The sequence below is a fragment of the Gemmiger gallinarum genome, assembly GCF_014982805.1.
GTDB lineage: Bacteria > Bacillota > Clostridia > Oscillospirales > Ruminococcaceae > Gemmiger > Gemmiger gallinarum.
Window position 1 is genome coordinate 379,958 of sequence record NZ_JADCKC010000002.1, and the last position, 14,563, is coordinate 394,520.

Genomic DNA, 14,563 nt, shown 5'->3' on the forward strand with positions numbered 1-14,563 from the left:
CCATCCTTTCGTACCCATACTGGAAAGTGACCGCCCCGAAGCGCTGCCACATCATTCAGTGTGGCCGCAAACCGGGCAGGCTATTCGCGAAAGGAGAGGGCATCTTATGTATCATGAACTGTTTGGCCCCCGGGGGGCCGAGGACGAGCGGGACGACTTCTGGACCGGCATTCCCGAGGGTGGGGACATGCTGCCCGGCATGCTGCCCACCGACGACCACACTGAGGCGCCCGGCGCCGCCCGGGCCCATCACCGTGCCGCCGACCGGGTAACGCCGGAGGAGATCGACGAGCTGCGCCAGGCCCTGGACCCCGAGACCCCCGCCGTCCGGCCGGGAGACGCCCCCGAGCAGGCTCCCCGCATTACCGGCGACGATCAGGCAGCTGAGACGCCCCGCGGCCCGGCTATCTGAAGGCAGTCTCCGCACACGCTGCCGTCCGGAAGGGTTTCCCGGGCAGGCCGGGTGCGGAAACTACATAAAACAATCACACTCCGGCCCCCCGCCCAACCGGTACCCGGCGTCAGGCCGGATGCCGCAGCTTTCCGGACCAGGGGGTGCCCCTCTGCACCGCCTTCTCTGTTTTGGTCACGGGAAAGCTCCAAAAATGTTTTTGCGTTAGCCATTGACAACTAACGTTAGCCATGTTAAACTATATTCATTCCAAGGGGCGGCCGCTCCCTGGAAGCTCTTCTTCTGACAGCTCCCATCTCCTGATGAAAGCATATACAGCAACACAAAAGGCGCACTGCTTGTCTGCAGTGCGCCTCTTGTGTTGTTGCCGGTTCAGGGCGGACGGCTGCCCTCCCGATCTGCGTATCCTGTCGCGCTGCCGGACGCCTTGGCTGCCGGGCACTCTCCCCTCTCCCTTTCAGCAGAGAAAGCCCCGGAGCCATACCGCATGCAGCGGCAGAGTCCGGGGCTTTCCAGCCTTGCATATGATGTAAACGGAGGGGGAAATGCTTACTTTTCGGGGTGGCAGAGGCAGGAGCCCGGACAGCCGGAGCAGCCTCCGCCGCAGCTGCATCCGCCGCCCTTGCGGTGGACGCGGTTGTAAATGCCCTTACCGATGACAAAGGCCACGGCTCCAAATACAACAAGAGAAACAATTACGGTCGCCATAGACTAGCTCCTTTCCGGGGCGCTGCCCTCCGGGGCCGTCTGACCCGGGGCAGGCGCGTTGTTACATTTACAGGACGGGCCGAAGGATCAGCGGGCAGCCTCCATGCGGGAAGCCTTGAGGGTCTGCTCCTCCTTGCCGTCGTAGGGATTTTTGCGCACCAGCATCCAGATCATGCCCGCCAGCACGATCAGCGCCGCCACAGTGCCAATGCCAAAGCTGACCTCGCCGGTGATCAGGCCGCCGATCTGGTAGACCATCAGGGACACCGCGTAAGCAAAGACGCACATATACCCGATGGCAAAGGCGGTCCACTTGCCGTTGTTCATCTCCCGCTTGATGGCGCCCATGGCCGCAAAGCAGGGGGCGCACAGCAGGTTGAAGATCATAAAGCTGTAAGCGGTCAGCGCGGTAAAGTGGGTGGGGATCAGGCCCCAGATCTCCTCGCCGTTTTCCGAGACCTCGCCGGCGTAGCCGAACAGCTGGGCAAGCGTGGCGACGACGTTTTCCTTGGCGATCAGGCCGGTGACGGTGGCAACGGTGGCCTGCCAGGTGCCGAAGCCCAGCGGGGCAAAGACAAAGCTGACTGCGCCGCCGATGGCCGCCAGCAGGCTGTTGTTGTTATCCTCCACCATGCCGAAGGCGCCGTCGGTGAAGCCGAAGCCCTGCAGGAACCACAGCACAACGGTGGATGCCAGGATGACGGTGCCCGCCCGCTTGATGAAGGACCAGCCGCGCTCCCAGGTGGCGCGCAGCACGTTGCCCCAGGCGGGGATGTGGTAGGCGGGCAGCTCCATGACGAAGGGGGCCGGGTCGCCGGCGAACATCTTGGTCTTTTTCAGGATAATGCCGGAGACGATGATGGCCGCCACGCCGATAAAGTAGGCGGAGACCGCCACCAGCGTGCTGCCGCCGAAGATGGCGCCTGCAAACAGGCCGATGATGGGCATTTTGGCACCGCAGGGGATGAAGCAGGTGGTCATGATGGTCATCTTGCGGTCGCGGTCATTCTCGATGGTGCGGGAGGCCATGACGCCGGGCACGCCGCAGCCGGTGCCGATGAGCATGGGGATAAAGCTCTTGCCGGACAGGCCGAACTTGCGGAAGATGCGGTCCATGATGAAGGCGATGCGGGCCATATAGCCCACGTCCTCCAGGATGGACAGCAGGAAGAAAAGCACCAGCATCTGGGGCACAAAGCCGAGCACCGCGCCCACGCCGGTCACGATGCCGTCATTGATGAGGGACACCAGCCAGTCGGCGCAGCCGATGGATGTCAAAAAGCCTTCCACCGCCGGGGGAACGATCTCGCCGAAGAGCACTTCGTTGGTCCACTCGGTGGCCATGGTGCCGATGGAGATGGGGGTGCCGCCCATGGCGATGGCGTAGACCGCCGCCATGACCAGCGCAAAGATGGGCAGCGCGGCGATGCGGTTGGTGACCACCCGGTCGATCTTGTCGGAGGTGGTCAGCGAATGGACGGCCCGCTTTTTGGCCACCGACTTTGCCACCACGCCGGCGATGTAGGTGTAGCGCTGGTTGGTGATGATGCTCTCGGCGTCGTCGTCCAGCTCCTTCTCGCAGTCGGCGATGTGCTGGTCGATGTGCCGGGCCAGGTCGGCGGGCAGGGCCAGCTGCTGCTGCACCTTCTCGTCCCGCTCAAACAGCTTGATGGCGTACCACCGCAGCAGGCCCGGGTCCACCTTGTCCGAGATGGATTCCTCGATGTGGGCGATGGCGTGCTCGACACTGCCGGTAAAGACGTGGGGCAGCTCGGCGGTGCGGGGCTTGCCGGCCAGCTTGACGGCGGCCTCGGCGGCCTCGATGCAGCCCTCGCCCTTCAGGGCGCTGATGGTGTGCACCTCGCAGCCCAGGGCGGCGCCCAGCTTTTTCACATCGATGCGGTCGCCGTTTTTGCGCACCAGGTCGATCATGTTGACCGCCATCACCACCGGGATGCCCAGCTCGATGAGCTGGGTGGTCAGGTAAAGGTTGCGCTCGATGTTGGTGCCGTCGATGATGTTCAGGATGACGTCGGGCTTCTCGGTGACCAGGTAGTTGCGGGCCACCACCTCCTCCAGCGTGTAGGGGGACAGCGAGTAGATGCCCGGCAGGTCCTGGATGATGACATCGTCGTGGCTCTTCAGGCGGCCTTCCTTCTTTTCCACAGTGACGCCCGGCCAGTTGCCCACATACTGGTTGGCGCCGGTCAGGTGGTTGAACAGTGTCGTCTTGCCGCAGTTGGGGTTGCCGGCAAGTGCAATTTTGATTGGCATGACAAATTCCTCCGTAATCCAATGCAGCTCTGCTGCGCTCAAACCAGTTCGATCATCTCGGCGTCAGCTTTGCGGACGGACAGCTCGTACCCGCGCACGGTCAGTTCCATCGGGTCGCCCAGGGGGGCCACCTTCTGCACTTTCAGCACCGTGCCCTTGGTGATGCCCATGTCCATGATGCGCCGCTTGACCGGGCCTTCGCCGTGCAGGCGCGCCACGGTGACCACATCGCCCACTTTGGCGTCTTTGAGTGTTTTCATCACAAATTCCTCCTTTTCTGATTGCCGTGCGCCAGCCGCGCCGGCGGTCAGATCATCACGCGGTTGGCCATCGTGCGGTCCAGGGCCACGCGGCTGTCCTTGACCTGTATGATCAGGCTGCCGCCCAGCTCGTTCACAACGGTGACATCGGTATTTACAACAAAGCCCATCTCCGCCAGATGCTGGCGGACATCGTCCTTGCCCGTGATCTTGCGTATGGTGACCGTCTCACCCGGTCTTGCCATGGAAAGTGGCATCATGGAAGCCCCTCCTTCGTCTGTGGGCGCGTCTGCCGCCGGGGCGCCCCGCGCCTGGGCTGTGTTCCCGGCTTTTTCCAATTCGTAGTTTAATATTGCTAACTGTAGTTGTCAAGCACTAATCAAAGATTTGTCAAACCTGCCAAAGCACGCCGGGAAGGGCGGTGGGTTCTTTGTTGTTAATCACAGCTAACGTAAGTTGTTTTATGCAAATTCCATGTGTTTGGTTTGCCATTTTGCCGGGTGGGAAAGGCACAAAAAGCCCCGGCACACACCTGCATGTGCCGGGGCTTTTTGATAGTCTATCAATGGATTTCTGCCGTCATTCCACCGGCCGGGGAATGGCCTGCATGGGGCTGCCCGCCCAAAAATCCGCATGGTCCACCAGGGTATAGGCAGGGGACAGCCAGGAGGTCCGCATGGGTTCCTCTCCGCTTTGGGCCGGGTAGGTGACGGCGTCGCTCTGCACGCCGGCCACACAGACAAAGCGGCCCCCTGCCTGGGCCAGGATCTCCCCAAACGCCACAGTACCGTCCTCACGGAAGATATAGGGCAGGTCGGTGCGCTCCCCGGTCTCCACGTCCAGAGCATAGCAGAGCGGTTCGCCCTCCCGGGTATAGCCCGACGCCAGCAGTCTGCCGTCAAAGACGCCGTACAGGGTCTGGACGCCGGGATTGTCCACCGCCACATCCGACAGTTTGCTGCCGTCGGTCAGGCTGTATCCCGGCAATGTCTGGCCGTCCAGCACGTAGTAGGCCCCCTGCCCGCAGACTCCCAGCGCCTCCGCCGGGTAGGAGAAGAGCGGCGTGGCCTGCAGGTTGGTGAGGTCCAGGCGCAGCACCTGGGTGGTATAGGTCTGCGTTCCTTCCAGATTCGAGGAGCCGGGCATGCAGGTCAGGATCAGGGACTGGCCGTCCCCGCCTGCGATGCGCTCCTCGTCCTCGGGCAGAGCGCACAGGGCAAAGACCTTGCCCTCGCCGTCCACGGCGCAGAGGGTGCGGGCGTTGGCCCCGGCGCTCTGGTCGGTGATGGTGAAATAAAGATACACATCATCCCGGGCAAAGCCGCCCCGGGGCAGGGTGCTGACCCAGCTGCCGGCCGGGAAGGCAAAGACCTCCTGCCGGTCGCTGCCGTCGGGATTCATGACCTGAATCTTGGGGGTGGCATCCGCCCCCAGCAGGTCCACGTAGTTGGGACTGCCGCCCTGCAAAACGATGAGCCTGTCCCCCACCGGCACCGCCCGCAGCCCGTTGTCGAAGGGATACCAGGCCGGACAGGCGTCGCTGTCATGGGTGCAGTTGGGCTGGCTGCACAGGACGATCTCCCGCCCCGACGCATAGTCCAGATAGCACAGGCTGGCGGAGGCATCCTCCCGCAGCCGGAAGCTGTAATACCCCGTGTCGGAGCCGTATCCGCTGATGCCCGAGCGGTCGGCAAGCCCTTCCACCTCCCCCTGGGGGGCAAAGTCCGCCGGATCGGCATAGTCTCCTTCCGGCGGGGTGGCCGGGGCCACTGGGGTCCAGTCAAGGTCGACAGTGGTTCCGGCGGTATCCGGGGGAGCCTCTTCCGCGGGGGTCATCCCGGCAGAGGAGGTGTCCGCCGGTGCAGCGGGAGAGGACGGGGCCGGTTCTCCCGGCGTGCACCCGGCCAGGGCGGCGGTGGGGACCAGCAGGGCCATGAGAAGGGCGGGCAGGGCAAGGGCTGCCCTGCGGCGGGTTTCGGGGCGTTTCATGGTGGGAACCTCTCCTTTTCATTTTGGAATGGTTCCAGCGTACCGGGCAATTTCAGCAAAGATGTATCAATCCGCCCCGGAATTTTGCCGCAGCATGAAAAAACCGCCCGGTTTCCCGGGAAATGCCGGGCAATCGGGCGGAAGGTTCGGGTTGGATTGTCAGGGAGGGTGCGGGGTCATCCCGGCGCGGCGGGGTGCAGGGGCAAGCAGGTCGGGGCGGGGCGTTTCCGAATGGGCGTCAGGTCATTTCCGGGGAGTCGGGAGTATCTGACGCCGCGTAGCCCAGCATGAGGCCCAGGGCAACTTTCAGGCCGGTGGGCAGGCAGGCCAGGTCGATCCACTCCTGGCGGGTGTGTTCCAGTCCGCCGGTGACGGTGCCCACCGTGTTGGCGGGGATGCCCAGGGAGAGGGGGATGTTGCCGTCGGTGGAGGTGGGGGTATACTCCGGCTCCCTGCCGGTAAAGGTGCGGATAACCTCAGTACTGCGGGCGGTGAGGGCCTCCAGAGCCGCCGGGTCCACGGGGCCGTTGCCGGGGCGGATGCCCAGCAGTTCCACCTCCAGGGTGCCGCCCCTGTCCTGCCAGTGGGAGAGGGCGGTGCGGAACTTCTGCTCCATCTCCTCCAGGCAGTCCTGGGCGGTGGAACGGAACTCATAGAGGATGGACGCCTCCTGGGGGATGGAGTTGACGGTGGTGCCGCCCTCCATGCGTCCTACGTTGTAGGTGGTACGGGCCCGGGTGGGCGGATCGATGCGGTAGAGCTCATCCACCAGCCCGCAGAGGATACGCACCGCGCTGGGGCGGCCGAAATCCCCGTAGGAATGCCCGCCCCGGGTTTTGCAGGTCACCCGGTAGCGGTAAGAGCCCACCGCCGTATGGCAGCAAAGGGGCAGATACAGGTCAAAGGAGTAAAACGCCCGGATGCGTGTGCCGTACCTGGCAAAGAGGGCTTTGGTGCCCTTCAGGTTGCCCAGACCTTCCTCGCAGGAGTTGGCCACGATGAGCAGGCCGCAGGTCAGGGGGATGTGGTGCTGAATGAGATACCGGGCCGCCAGCAGCAGGTTGACCAGGTTGGCGGTGTCGTCCCCGATGCCGGGGGCGTAGAGTCTGCCCTCCCGCTCCTCCATGGGCAGGGGGTCTTTGTCGGGAAAGACGATGTCGGTGTGGGCGGCAAAGACCACCAGGTCCCCGGCGCCGTCGTCCCCGATGGGGCAGATGACATTTTCGGCCTCGTCGATGGTGACCTGCCTAGCTCCCTGGGCCAGCAGCCAGTCCCGGCAGAAAACCGCCCGCCGGTCCTCCTCCCCGGTGGGGGAAGGGATCTGTCCCAGGGTGCAGAGCAGCTCCTTCTGCTCCTCCCGGCAGGACCGGGCATAGGCTTGGATGCGGGCTTTGGTCTCGGCGTTCATGGCGGTTTTCTCCCTTTTGTATGGTCTGTTCCCATTATGGCCCTGGCGGCGGTCCCCGTCAAGACAAAACCGCCCCCGCTCCGGCGCAGGGCACAGAGCGGGGGCGGTCTCAGTTTTCAGCAGGCAGAATTTTTACTTCTGCTTTTTCTCCTCGTCCAGACGGTCGAGCAGGTCCCAGACGCCCAGCATATACTGGATGCCCAGGGCACGGTCGTACTTGCCGTAGCCGGGGCGGCAGTTGCCGGGGCCTTCCTCCCACAGCTGACGGCCGTGGTCGGGGCGGATATAGCCCTCGAAGCCGCAGTCATGGTAGGCGCGCAGGATCTCGATGATGCCGGTCTCGCCGCAGCAGTCGCGGTGAGCAGCCTCAGAGAAGTCGCCGTTGGGGAAGTGATGAATGTTGCGGATGTGGGCAAAGGCAATGCGGTCGCAGTGCTTGCGGACGATTTCGGCAACATTGTTTTCCGGGTTGGCGTTCAGGCTGCCGGAGCAGAGGGTCAGGCAGTTGTAGGGATCGTCCACCATGGTCAGGAACTTCTCGATGCTGGCCTCGTCCACCATCAAGCGGGGCAGGCCGAAGATGTCCCACGGGGGATCGTCCATGTGGATGGCCATCTTGATGTCGCACTCACGGCAGGTGGGCATGATGGCTTCCAGGAAGTACTTGAGGTTCTCCCACAGCTTCTCCTTGGTGACGGGGGCGTAGGCCTTGAACAGCTCGTCCAGCTTGGCCATGCGCTCCGGCTCCCAGCCGGGGAAGGTCATGTTGTACTTCTCGGTGAAGTTCAGGATGTACTCGGCCATGGCCTTGTAGTCGTCCTGAATCATGTCCTTCTGATAGAACAGGGCGGTGGAGCCGTCGCCCACCGGATGGAACAGGTCGGTGCGGGTCCAGTCAAAGATGGGCATGAAGTTGTAGCAGATGACCTTGACGCCGAACTTGGACAGGTTGCGGATGCACTGCTTGTAGTTCTCGATCAGGGCATCGCGGGTGGGCAGGCCGATCTTGATGTCGTCGTGAACGTTGACACTCTCGACCACATCGGCATTGAAGCCGTAGGATTCGATCTGGTCCACGACCTTCTTGATCTCATCCACTTCCCAGATTTCGCCGGGCATCTTGTCATGCAGGGCCCAGACGATGGTGGAAACGCCGGGGATCTGTTTGATGTCGCCGAGGGTGATGGGGTCGTTGCCCTCACCATACCAGCGCCATCCCATTTGCATAGGCATAGGTTGTCCTCCTTTGTATTGGTCTCACGCCGTTTTCAGGCGAAGAATTACTGCAGTGCGTCGTGCAGGGTCTTGCGGACGGCGCCGGGGCCGGCCAGCTCTGCCACAAAGTAGTTTTCGACCTTCTCTGCCAGCGGGGTGGTGGTCAGATCGACGCCGAAGATGGAAGCGTTGGACAGGATCTCCTTGAGCTGGCCCTTGTAGGTCTCGGGCTTGCCCACCTCGATGCCGGCCAGCTTGGCCTGCAGGTCGTCCTTGAGGGGATCGGCGGAAACTTCAAAGGCTTCGCCATTGTCGTCCACAGCCAGCAGGTAGCGCAGCCAGCCTGCCAGAGCCAGAGGAATGGAAACCAGGCTGTTCAGGTCACGGCCGGTGGCAATGTAGCTCTTGATGGTCTCGCCGAAGCGGATGCCCACCTTCTGGGAAGTATCGGTGGCGATACGCTGGGGAGCGTCGGGCATGAAGGGGTTGGGCAGACGCTGCTCCACAACCTCGTCGATGAATGCCTTGGGATCGAGGATCTTGGGATCGACGACGACGGGCAGGCCTTCCTGGTAGCCCAGGCGCTTGATGAGGGCGACGATGTCGGCGTCCTTCATCTCATCGCAGATGAGGGTGTAGCCCAGCATGCAGCCGTAGACGCTCATGGCGGTGTGCAGGGGGTTGAGGCAGGTGGTGACCTTCATGCGCTCGGTCTTGTTGACGGTGTCGCGGTCGGTCATGTAGACGCCGGCCTTTTCCAGAGCGGGACGGCCGTTGGGGAACTTGTCCTCGATGACCAGGTACTGGGGACGCTCCGCGTTGACGAAGGCAGCAATGAAGGTGTTCTTGCCGGTGACGATGGGAGCCATATCCTCGATGCCGTCGGCGGCCAGAGCCTCCTCCACAATCTTGTGGGGGCGCGGGGTGATCTTGTCGATCATGGACCAGGGGAAGCTGATCTTGCTCTCATCGGACAGGTAGTCGATGAAGTCCTGGCCCACGTAGCCCTTCTCGGCCCAGGCCTTGGCGACGGTCATGACGCTGGACTGCAGCTTTTCACCGTTGTGAGAGCAGTTGTCCATGCTGACCACAGCCAGAGGATACTTGCCGGCGTTGAAACGCTCGAACAGCAGGGCGGCGACCATGCTCATGGCGTGACGGGCATGGGCGGGACCCTCGTCCATGTCAGCCTGGACAACGGGCATCAGGCTGCCGTCGGGACGGTAAAGGGCATAGCCCTTCTCGGTGATGGTGAAGGAGATCATCTGCAGGCCGGGATCGGTGAAGATCTCCTTGAAGCGGGCCATCATCTCCGCATCGGCGGAGTTGGCGCGCAGGCCCTCGGCCACAGAGCCGATGATCTCGCGGCTGGTGGTGCCGTCGGGATTCAGGGTGACCATCATGGTCAGGTTGTCAAAGGGAGTGTAGATCTTGTCGATGATGTCGTAGTCGAAGGTATCGGCTGCGATGATGCCCTTGTCGGACAGACCCTGGTTGAGCAGCTTCTGCTGCAGAGCGGCGATAAAGCCGCGGAAAATGTTGCCGGCGCCGAAGTGGACCCAGATGGGGTGTTCCTTGGTGGCGGCGGTCATGGCAGCGTGGTCGAAGGCGGGCAGCGTAACGTTGACGGCCTGCCAGCCGGCTTTGTCCTGCAGGGATGCAGCATTCATCTTCATGGCAAAATCTCTCCTTATCCAATTTATCAAAGGGCTGCCCCGCCGGAGTGTCCGGACGGTTTGCGCCCCGTTTTACCAGAAAGCGGTTTGCCGGGCGGGGGTCTTTTCTTTCTCGCCCTGCAAGCACAGTATACGCCATTATTTTTACAATTCAAATTGACTGGATTGCTTGATACCTTGTAAAAATTGCCGCGTCGTGCTATATATGTATAGAGGATGTTCTCCCCGCCGCCGGACACGCCGGTCCGGCCGGGCAGAGGCACAGAAAGGACGTTGCAACGATGGGCGCCAGTTTTCAGGATTTTACTTCCCGGCAGGAGATGATCGCACCGGATTTTGAGGTATACCGCTACCGCAGCACCTACCTCAACGAGGTCGCCCTCCACCACCACGATTTTTACGAGATCTACCTGCTGTTGCGGGGCCGGGTGGCCTACACAGTGGAAAACCGTATCTATCAGGTACGGCCGGGGGACATCATGCTCATCAGCCCGCTGGAACTGCATCAGGCCCGCATCTCCACCGACGCCGAGCCCTACGAGCGCATTGTTCTGTGGGTGGCCCGCAGCTATCTGGAGGGGCTTTCCAGCGCCAAGACCAGCCTGACCCGGTGCTTTGACGCCTCCCAGCCGGGGCACGGCAACCTGCTGCGTCCCACGCCCCAGGGCAGCGCCGATTTCCGCCACCAACTGGAGACGCTGGGCACCCTGCACAGCCAGGATGAGTACGGCAGCGATCTGCTGGCCACCGGCTGCCTGGTCTCCCTGCTGGTGGCTCTGAACAAGGCAGTGACCGAGGCCTCGGCCCAGCCCCCCGCCTGCACCTGCGACCGGGTGGTGGATGCGGTGGTGGAGTACATCAATGCCCACTACAGCGAGTCGCTGACGCTGGACGACTTGGCCGACCGGTTTTTCATCAGCAAATACCACCTGCTGCGCAAGTTTGACCGGCAGGTGGGCACCACGGTGCACCGCTACATTCTGCAGAAGCGGCTGATGATTGCCAAACAGCTTTTGGGCAGCGGCGTGGCCCCCAGCGAAGTCTGCCAGTACTGCGGCTTCGGGGATTACGCCAACTTTTACCGGGCCTTCCGGGCGGAATACCATATCACACCCCGACAGTACGCTCAGTCCCAGAAGGAGACTCCCTCCTACTGACCGCAAAGGCCTTTTTGCTATTGTAACATATTCTTTTGAAATTTTCGACTGTTTTTATTGATTATGTAAGCATTTCTGAATCCGGCACCTGATTTCAGCCGCCGAACAGCCGGGACAGAGCATTGCCCAGCCAGTCCAGCCATCCGCCGCCCTTCTCCGTCCCGGGTGCCGTTTCTGATGTACCAGACTCCGGTGTGGAGGTCTCGGAGGTGGCGGTCTCCGCTGTGGCCGCGCTCTCGAGGGTGGCACTTTCCGGGGTGGCGGCCGTTTCCGGGGTGGCGGCCGTTTCCGGGGTGGCTTTTTCAGGCAAAGCAGCCTCCGGGGAGGCGGTTTCGCCTGTGGCTGCCGGTTCGGGCAGGGCGGTTTCCGGGGTGGTGCCCGTCTCCGGCGCGGCGGATTCCGCGGTGGCGGCTTCCGGGGCGGCTGCGGACTCGGGTGTTGCGCTCTCCCCCGTGGCTGCCGTTTCCGGGGTAGCAGCCGATTCCGGCGTGGCCGTCTCCGGGGTGGCGCTTTCGGGGGTGGAGGCGGTTTCCCCGGTGGCTGTTTCGGCTGTGGCGGGGCCGGTGACGGTCAGGGTGCAGGATGCCGTCTTGCCGGACACCTCCGCCATGATCTCCGCCCTACCGGGAAGCAGGGCGGTGACCTTGCCGTTCTCGTCCACCGCAGCCACCGACGGGTCACTGCTGGACCAATGGACCGTCACTTCCTTGTCCGGCCAGACCCGGGCGCTCAGCACCATGGTCTGTCCCGGGTCCAGCTCCGCCGCCGGGCGGGAGAGCTGGACGCCCTGCACCGGGCTGCCCACCACCACCTCGCACTGCGCCGTGAGGGAGCTGCCCTCCACGGTGGCGGTGATGGTGGTCAGGCCCTCGGCCAGAGCGGTGACGGCGCCGTCGGCCCCCACCGACACCACCGCCGGGTCGGCCGCCGTATACCGCACGTTGGACAGGTCTCCGCCGGGCAGCATGGGGTTAAGGCTGCCCGTCTGCCCCGGCTGAAGGTCCAGGGTGCTCTCCATGTACAGCCCGCCCAGGGGCTCGGTCACTGTGACGGCCACCTGCGCCTCATACCCGAAGGCCGGACAGGACACTGTCACCGTCGTCTCGCCGGGGGCGGCGGCCTGGATGATGCCCTGGCTGTCCACCGCGGCAATGCCCGGGTCGGCGCTCTCAAAGGTGACGGCGATGCCGTTGTCCCCCGCCGCCGTCAGCAGCAGAGCTGCAGAGGCGGCATCCGCCTCCCCCTTCCACTCCGCTGCCGAGGCCAGGGGAAAGCTCTCCCCCGCAAACAGGTCCACCTGTTCGGGCAGATGCAGGTCGGATGCGCTGCACCCGCACAGCATCAATACCACCGCCGCCAAAAGCCCCAAAAGGCACATCTTGTGTCGTCTTGCCATCATTGCTACCCTCCGTTGTGTTTGTCATCCTTTTTTCTCGCGTAACAGCGTGAAATTTTTACAGTTACAGATACTAATACCATAGCATTGCGCCCGGATTTTTGCAAGGGCGGGGCTGCACTTTTCCCAAAGGCATCCCGGTGCTATAATAGGGAACTATACCAGAAGGACGAAGCAGTTTTTCCGGATTTGGCAGCGCCCTCCGGCTTTGCCCCCTCCCCACCATGCAGAAAGGAGATTTCCCATGCTCACAGCCACCCTGCTGGGCTGCGGCGGCACCCAGCCTCTGCCCCACCGGGCGCTGACCAGCCTTGCCCTGACGGCGGCCGGGCGCAGCCTCCTCATCGACTGCGGCGAGGGCACCCAGACAGCGGCCCGGCGGTGGGGCGTCAGCCTGTACAAGGTGGACGCCATCCTGCTGACCCACTACCACGGGGACCACATCTTCGGTCTGCCGGGGCTGTGGCAGACCATGGCGGCCCTGGGCCGCACCGAGCCGGTGCTTATGGCCGGACCGCCGGGGCTTTCGGCGGTGGTGCGGGCCTTTCTGACGGTGGCGGGGCCGCTCCCCTTTGAGCTCCGCCTGGCCGAGGACGCATCCAGGGCCGGGCCGCTGCCGGTGCTGGGCGGGACAGTCACCGCCTTTCCTCTGCGCCACCGGGCGCCCTGCTGCGGCTATGCCTTCACCCTGCCCCGGGCGGGACGCTTTGACCCCGACCGGGCCCGGGCGCTGGGCATTCCTGTCCGGCTGTGGCGGCAGCTGCAGGCCGGGCAGGAGGCAGAGGGCTTCCTTCCCCGGCAGGTGCTGGGCCCGCCCCGGCGAGGGCTGCGGGTGGTCTACGCCACCGACACCCGCCCCTACGGCGACCTGACCGACGCCGCCCGGGAGGCCGACCTGCTCTGCATGGACTCCACCTATCCTACCGGCGCCGATCTGGACAAGGCCCGCCTCTACGGCCACGCCACCTGTGCCGAGACCGGGCGGCTGGCGGCACAGGCGGGGGTGCGGCGGCTGTGGCTGACCCATTACAGCGCCGCCGTCACCGACATAGAACCCGGACTTGCGGCAGCACAGCAATTCTTTGCCGGGGCGGAGGCAGGCTTTGACGGCAAGACCCTCACCCTGAACTTTGACCCCGACTGATTCTTCCTGCATTTTCTCAGGAGGTTTTGATGCACAAGCTTTTTTCCGGCACCCGGCGGGGCAGTCTGGTCTTTGTGGCCGTCGTGGTGCTGCTGGCCGCCCTGCTCTACTTCTTCACCCGGGGCGGCACCGGGCGCACTGCCCTCATCCAGTACGGCAATCCCCAACAGACCATGGAGGTGCCCCTCAATAAGGATGCCGACTATGACCTGGAAAGCAACGGCTACACCGTCCACCTGCAGGTGCGGGACGGCACCATCGCCTTTGTGAACAGCCCCTGCCCCGACCATCTGTGCGAGGGCTTCGGCCGTCTCTCCCAGGAGGGAGACTGGGCCGCCTGCATGCCCGCCCAGGTATCGGTGACCGTGGAATGATTCCCATCCGCCCTTCAACCCAACCATCATAAAGGAGTTTCCCTATGAATCCGACCTACAAACAGGTGACCAAAGCCCGCTACATCGCCCGTGTGGCCGAACTGGCCCGGGAGATCTTTCCAGGCGTCTACCGCAAGCTGGGGGGCAAGAACGGCCTTCTGCTGGCCGAGACCTACCAGAACGAGGATCTGACCGAGGATGAGATCCGGGACGGCGTCAACTACTTTCTCATCTACCTGGGCAGCCGGGAGGTGGGCTATTTTGCCCTGGACCTGTCCCCGGTGGGGGCCATGTGCATTTCCCGGCTGTATCTGTGCGAGGACGTGCGGGGCCGGGGCATCGGCCGGGGGGTGCTGACCTACGCCCAGCGCCTGGCCGAGGGCGACGGCCGCACCCGGGTGTTCATGAAGGTCTGGGCCCGGGATTTGCAGGCGGAGGCCTTCTGCAAAAAGCGGGGCTTCCGGCCCGCCGGGGTGGAGGCCGTGGAGGCGCTGCCCGGTGTGACCATGGAGCTGAAAACCTGGGAAAAGCTGTGGCGGTAAGTTCCTCC

General features: G+C 63.6%; 14 protein-coding genes. 5 read left to right on the plus strand and 9 right to left on the minus strand.

Features of this window, described 5'->3' with window-relative positions; all coding sequences use genetic code 11:
* The first annotated feature begins 106 nt into the window (after positions 1 to 106).
* On the plus strand, positions 107 to 412 hold the full coding sequence (locus tag INF35_RS07355) for a hypothetical protein (protein ID WP_193501072.1): 306 nt from the start codon (positions 107 to 109) through the stop codon (positions 410 to 412).
* A gap of 549 nt (positions 413 to 961) precedes the next feature.
* Here the strand turns inward: INF35_RS07355 and INF35_RS07360 are convergent.
* From INF35_RS07360 to INF35_RS07395, 8 genes are all read right to left on the minus strand, one after another.
* Positions 962 to 1,120 (minus strand): FeoB-associated Cys-rich membrane protein, encoded by a 159-nt coding sequence (locus tag INF35_RS07360; RefSeq protein ID WP_193501074.1) that lies wholly within the window; start codon positions 1,118 to 1,120, stop codon positions 962 to 964.
* 87 nt (positions 1,121 to 1,207) lie between these two features.
* A complete protein-coding gene (gene feoB / locus INF35_RS07365; RefSeq protein WP_193501076.1) occupies positions 1,208 to 3,394 on the minus strand; it encodes a ferrous iron transport protein B in 2,187 nt (728 codons plus the stop codon).
* Between the two features lie 38 nt (positions 3,395 to 3,432).
* The gene (locus tag INF35_RS07370) at positions 3,433 to 3,654 is read right to left on the minus strand and encodes a FeoA family protein (RefSeq protein ID WP_193501078.1); all 222 of its coding nucleotides are present in this window, start codon (positions 3,652 to 3,654) and stop codon (positions 3,433 to 3,435) included.
* A 47-nt stretch (positions 3,655 to 3,701) separates the two neighbouring features.
* Positions 3,702 to 3,914, minus strand: coding sequence for a FeoA family protein (locus tag INF35_RS07375; protein WP_193501079.1), 213 nt, complete (start codon positions 3,912 to 3,914; stop codon positions 3,702 to 3,704).
* 319 nt (positions 3,915 to 4,233) lie between these two features.
* Positions 4,234 to 5,643 carry a hypothetical protein gene (locus INF35_RS07380; RefSeq protein ID WP_193501080.1) on the minus strand — a complete coding sequence of 470 codons (1,410 nt, stop codon included), beginning with the start codon at positions 5,641 to 5,643 and terminating at the stop codon, positions 4,234 to 4,236.
* A 238-nt stretch (positions 5,644 to 5,881) separates the two neighbouring features.
* A complete protein-coding gene (locus INF35_RS07385; protein WP_193501081.1) occupies positions 5,882 to 7,051 on the minus strand; it encodes a M20/M25/M40 family metallo-hydrolase in 1,170 nt (389 codons plus the stop codon).
* Positions 7,052 to 7,183: 132 nt separating this feature from the next.
* The gene (uxuA, locus tag INF35_RS07390) at positions 7,184 to 8,284 is read right to left on the minus strand and encodes a mannonate dehydratase (RefSeq protein WP_193501082.1); all 1,101 of its coding nucleotides are present in this window, start codon (positions 8,282 to 8,284) and stop codon (positions 7,184 to 7,186) included.
* Between the two features lie 47 nt (positions 8,285 to 8,331).
* The gene (locus INF35_RS07395; protein WP_193501083.1) at positions 8,332 to 9,942 is read right to left on the minus strand and encodes a mannitol dehydrogenase family protein; all 1,611 of its coding nucleotides are present in this window, start codon (positions 9,940 to 9,942) and stop codon (positions 8,332 to 8,334) included.
* Between the two features lie 281 nt (positions 9,943 to 10,223).
* Here INF35_RS07395 and INF35_RS07400 point away from each other — a divergent pair, with 281 nt between their 5' ends.
* Positions 10,224 to 11,099 carry a helix-turn-helix domain-containing protein gene (locus INF35_RS07400; RefSeq protein WP_235983156.1) on the plus strand — a complete coding sequence of 292 codons (876 nt, stop codon included), beginning with the start codon at positions 10,224 to 10,226 and terminating at the stop codon, positions 11,097 to 11,099.
* Between the two features lie 94 nt (positions 11,100 to 11,193).
* On the opposite strand, the gene INF35_RS07405 is transcribed toward INF35_RS07400, so the two are convergent.
* Positions 11,194 to 12,498, minus strand: coding sequence for an Ig-like domain-containing protein (locus tag INF35_RS07405; protein ID WP_193501085.1), 1,305 nt, complete (start codon positions 12,496 to 12,498; stop codon positions 11,194 to 11,196).
* A gap of 241 nt (positions 12,499 to 12,739) precedes the next feature.
* Here INF35_RS07405 and INF35_RS07410 point away from each other — a divergent pair, with 241 nt between their 5' ends.
* Genes INF35_RS07410 through INF35_RS07420 form a run of 3 tightly spaced genes read left to right on the plus strand, consistent with a single transcriptional unit; the run spans position 12,740 to position 14,555 of the window.
* A complete protein-coding gene (locus INF35_RS07410; protein WP_193501087.1) occupies positions 12,740 to 13,639 on the plus strand; it encodes a ribonuclease Z in 900 nt (299 codons plus the stop codon).
* A 29-nt stretch (positions 13,640 to 13,668) separates the two neighbouring features.
* Positions 13,669 to 14,013, plus strand: a complete 345-nt coding sequence (locus INF35_RS07415; RefSeq protein WP_193501089.1) for a NusG domain II-containing protein — start codon at positions 13,669 to 13,671, stop codon at positions 14,011 to 14,013.
* Between the two features lie 44 nt (positions 14,014 to 14,057).
* Complete coding sequence (locus INF35_RS07420; RefSeq protein WP_193501091.1) at positions 14,058 to 14,555, plus strand: GNAT family N-acetyltransferase; 498 nt, start codon at positions 14,058 to 14,060, stop codon at positions 14,553 to 14,555.
* Positions 14,556 to 14,563 lie beyond the last annotated feature (8 nt).

Excerpts from the sequence above, each read along its gene's own strand:
- INF35_RS07355 (WP_193501072.1), top strand. The coding sequence starts at position 107 with ATGTATCATGAACTGTTTGGCCCCCGGGGGGCCGAGGACGAGCGGGAC.
- INF35_RS07360 (WP_193501074.1), bottom strand. The coding sequence starts at position 1,120 with ATGGCGACCGTAATTGTTTCTCTTGTTGTATTTGGAGCCGTGGCCTTT.
- feoB (WP_193501076.1), bottom strand. The coding sequence starts at position 3,394 with ATGCCAATCAAAATTGCACTTGCCGGCAACCCCAACTGCGGCAAGACG.
- INF35_RS07370 (WP_193501078.1), bottom strand. The coding sequence starts at position 3,654 with ATGAAAACACTCAAAGACGCCAAAGTGGGCGATGTGGTCACCGTGGCG.
- INF35_RS07375 (WP_193501079.1), bottom strand. The coding sequence starts at position 3,914 with ATGATGCCACTTTCCATGGCAAGACCGGGTGAGACGGTCACCATACGC.
- INF35_RS07380 (WP_193501080.1), bottom strand. The coding sequence starts at position 5,643 with ATGAAACGCCCCGAAACCCGCCGCAGGGCAGCCCTTGCCCTGCCCGCC.
- INF35_RS07385 (WP_193501081.1), bottom strand. The coding sequence starts at position 7,051 with ATGAACGCCGAGACCAAAGCCCGCATCCAAGCCTATGCCCGGTCCTGC.
- uxuA (WP_193501082.1), bottom strand. The coding sequence starts at position 8,284 with ATGCCTATGCAAATGGGATGGCGCTGGTATGGTGAGGGCAACGACCCC.
- INF35_RS07395 (WP_193501083.1), bottom strand. The coding sequence starts at position 9,942 with ATGAAGATGAATGCTGCATCCCTGCAGGACAAAGCCGGCTGGCAGGCC.
- INF35_RS07400 (WP_235983156.1), top strand. The coding sequence starts at position 10,224 with ATGGGCGCCAGTTTTCAGGATTTTACTTCCCGGCAGGAGATGATCGCA.
- INF35_RS07405 (WP_193501085.1), bottom strand. The coding sequence starts at position 12,498 with ATGATGGCAAGACGACACAAGATGTGCCTTTTGGGGCTTTTGGCGGCG.
- INF35_RS07410 (WP_193501087.1), top strand. The coding sequence starts at position 12,740 with ATGCTCACAGCCACCCTGCTGGGCTGCGGCGGCACCCAGCCTCTGCCC.
- INF35_RS07415 (WP_193501089.1), top strand. The coding sequence starts at position 13,669 with ATGCACAAGCTTTTTTCCGGCACCCGGCGGGGCAGTCTGGTCTTTGTG.
- INF35_RS07420 (WP_193501091.1), top strand. The coding sequence starts at position 14,058 with ATGAATCCGACCTACAAACAGGTGACCAAAGCCCGCTACATCGCCCGT.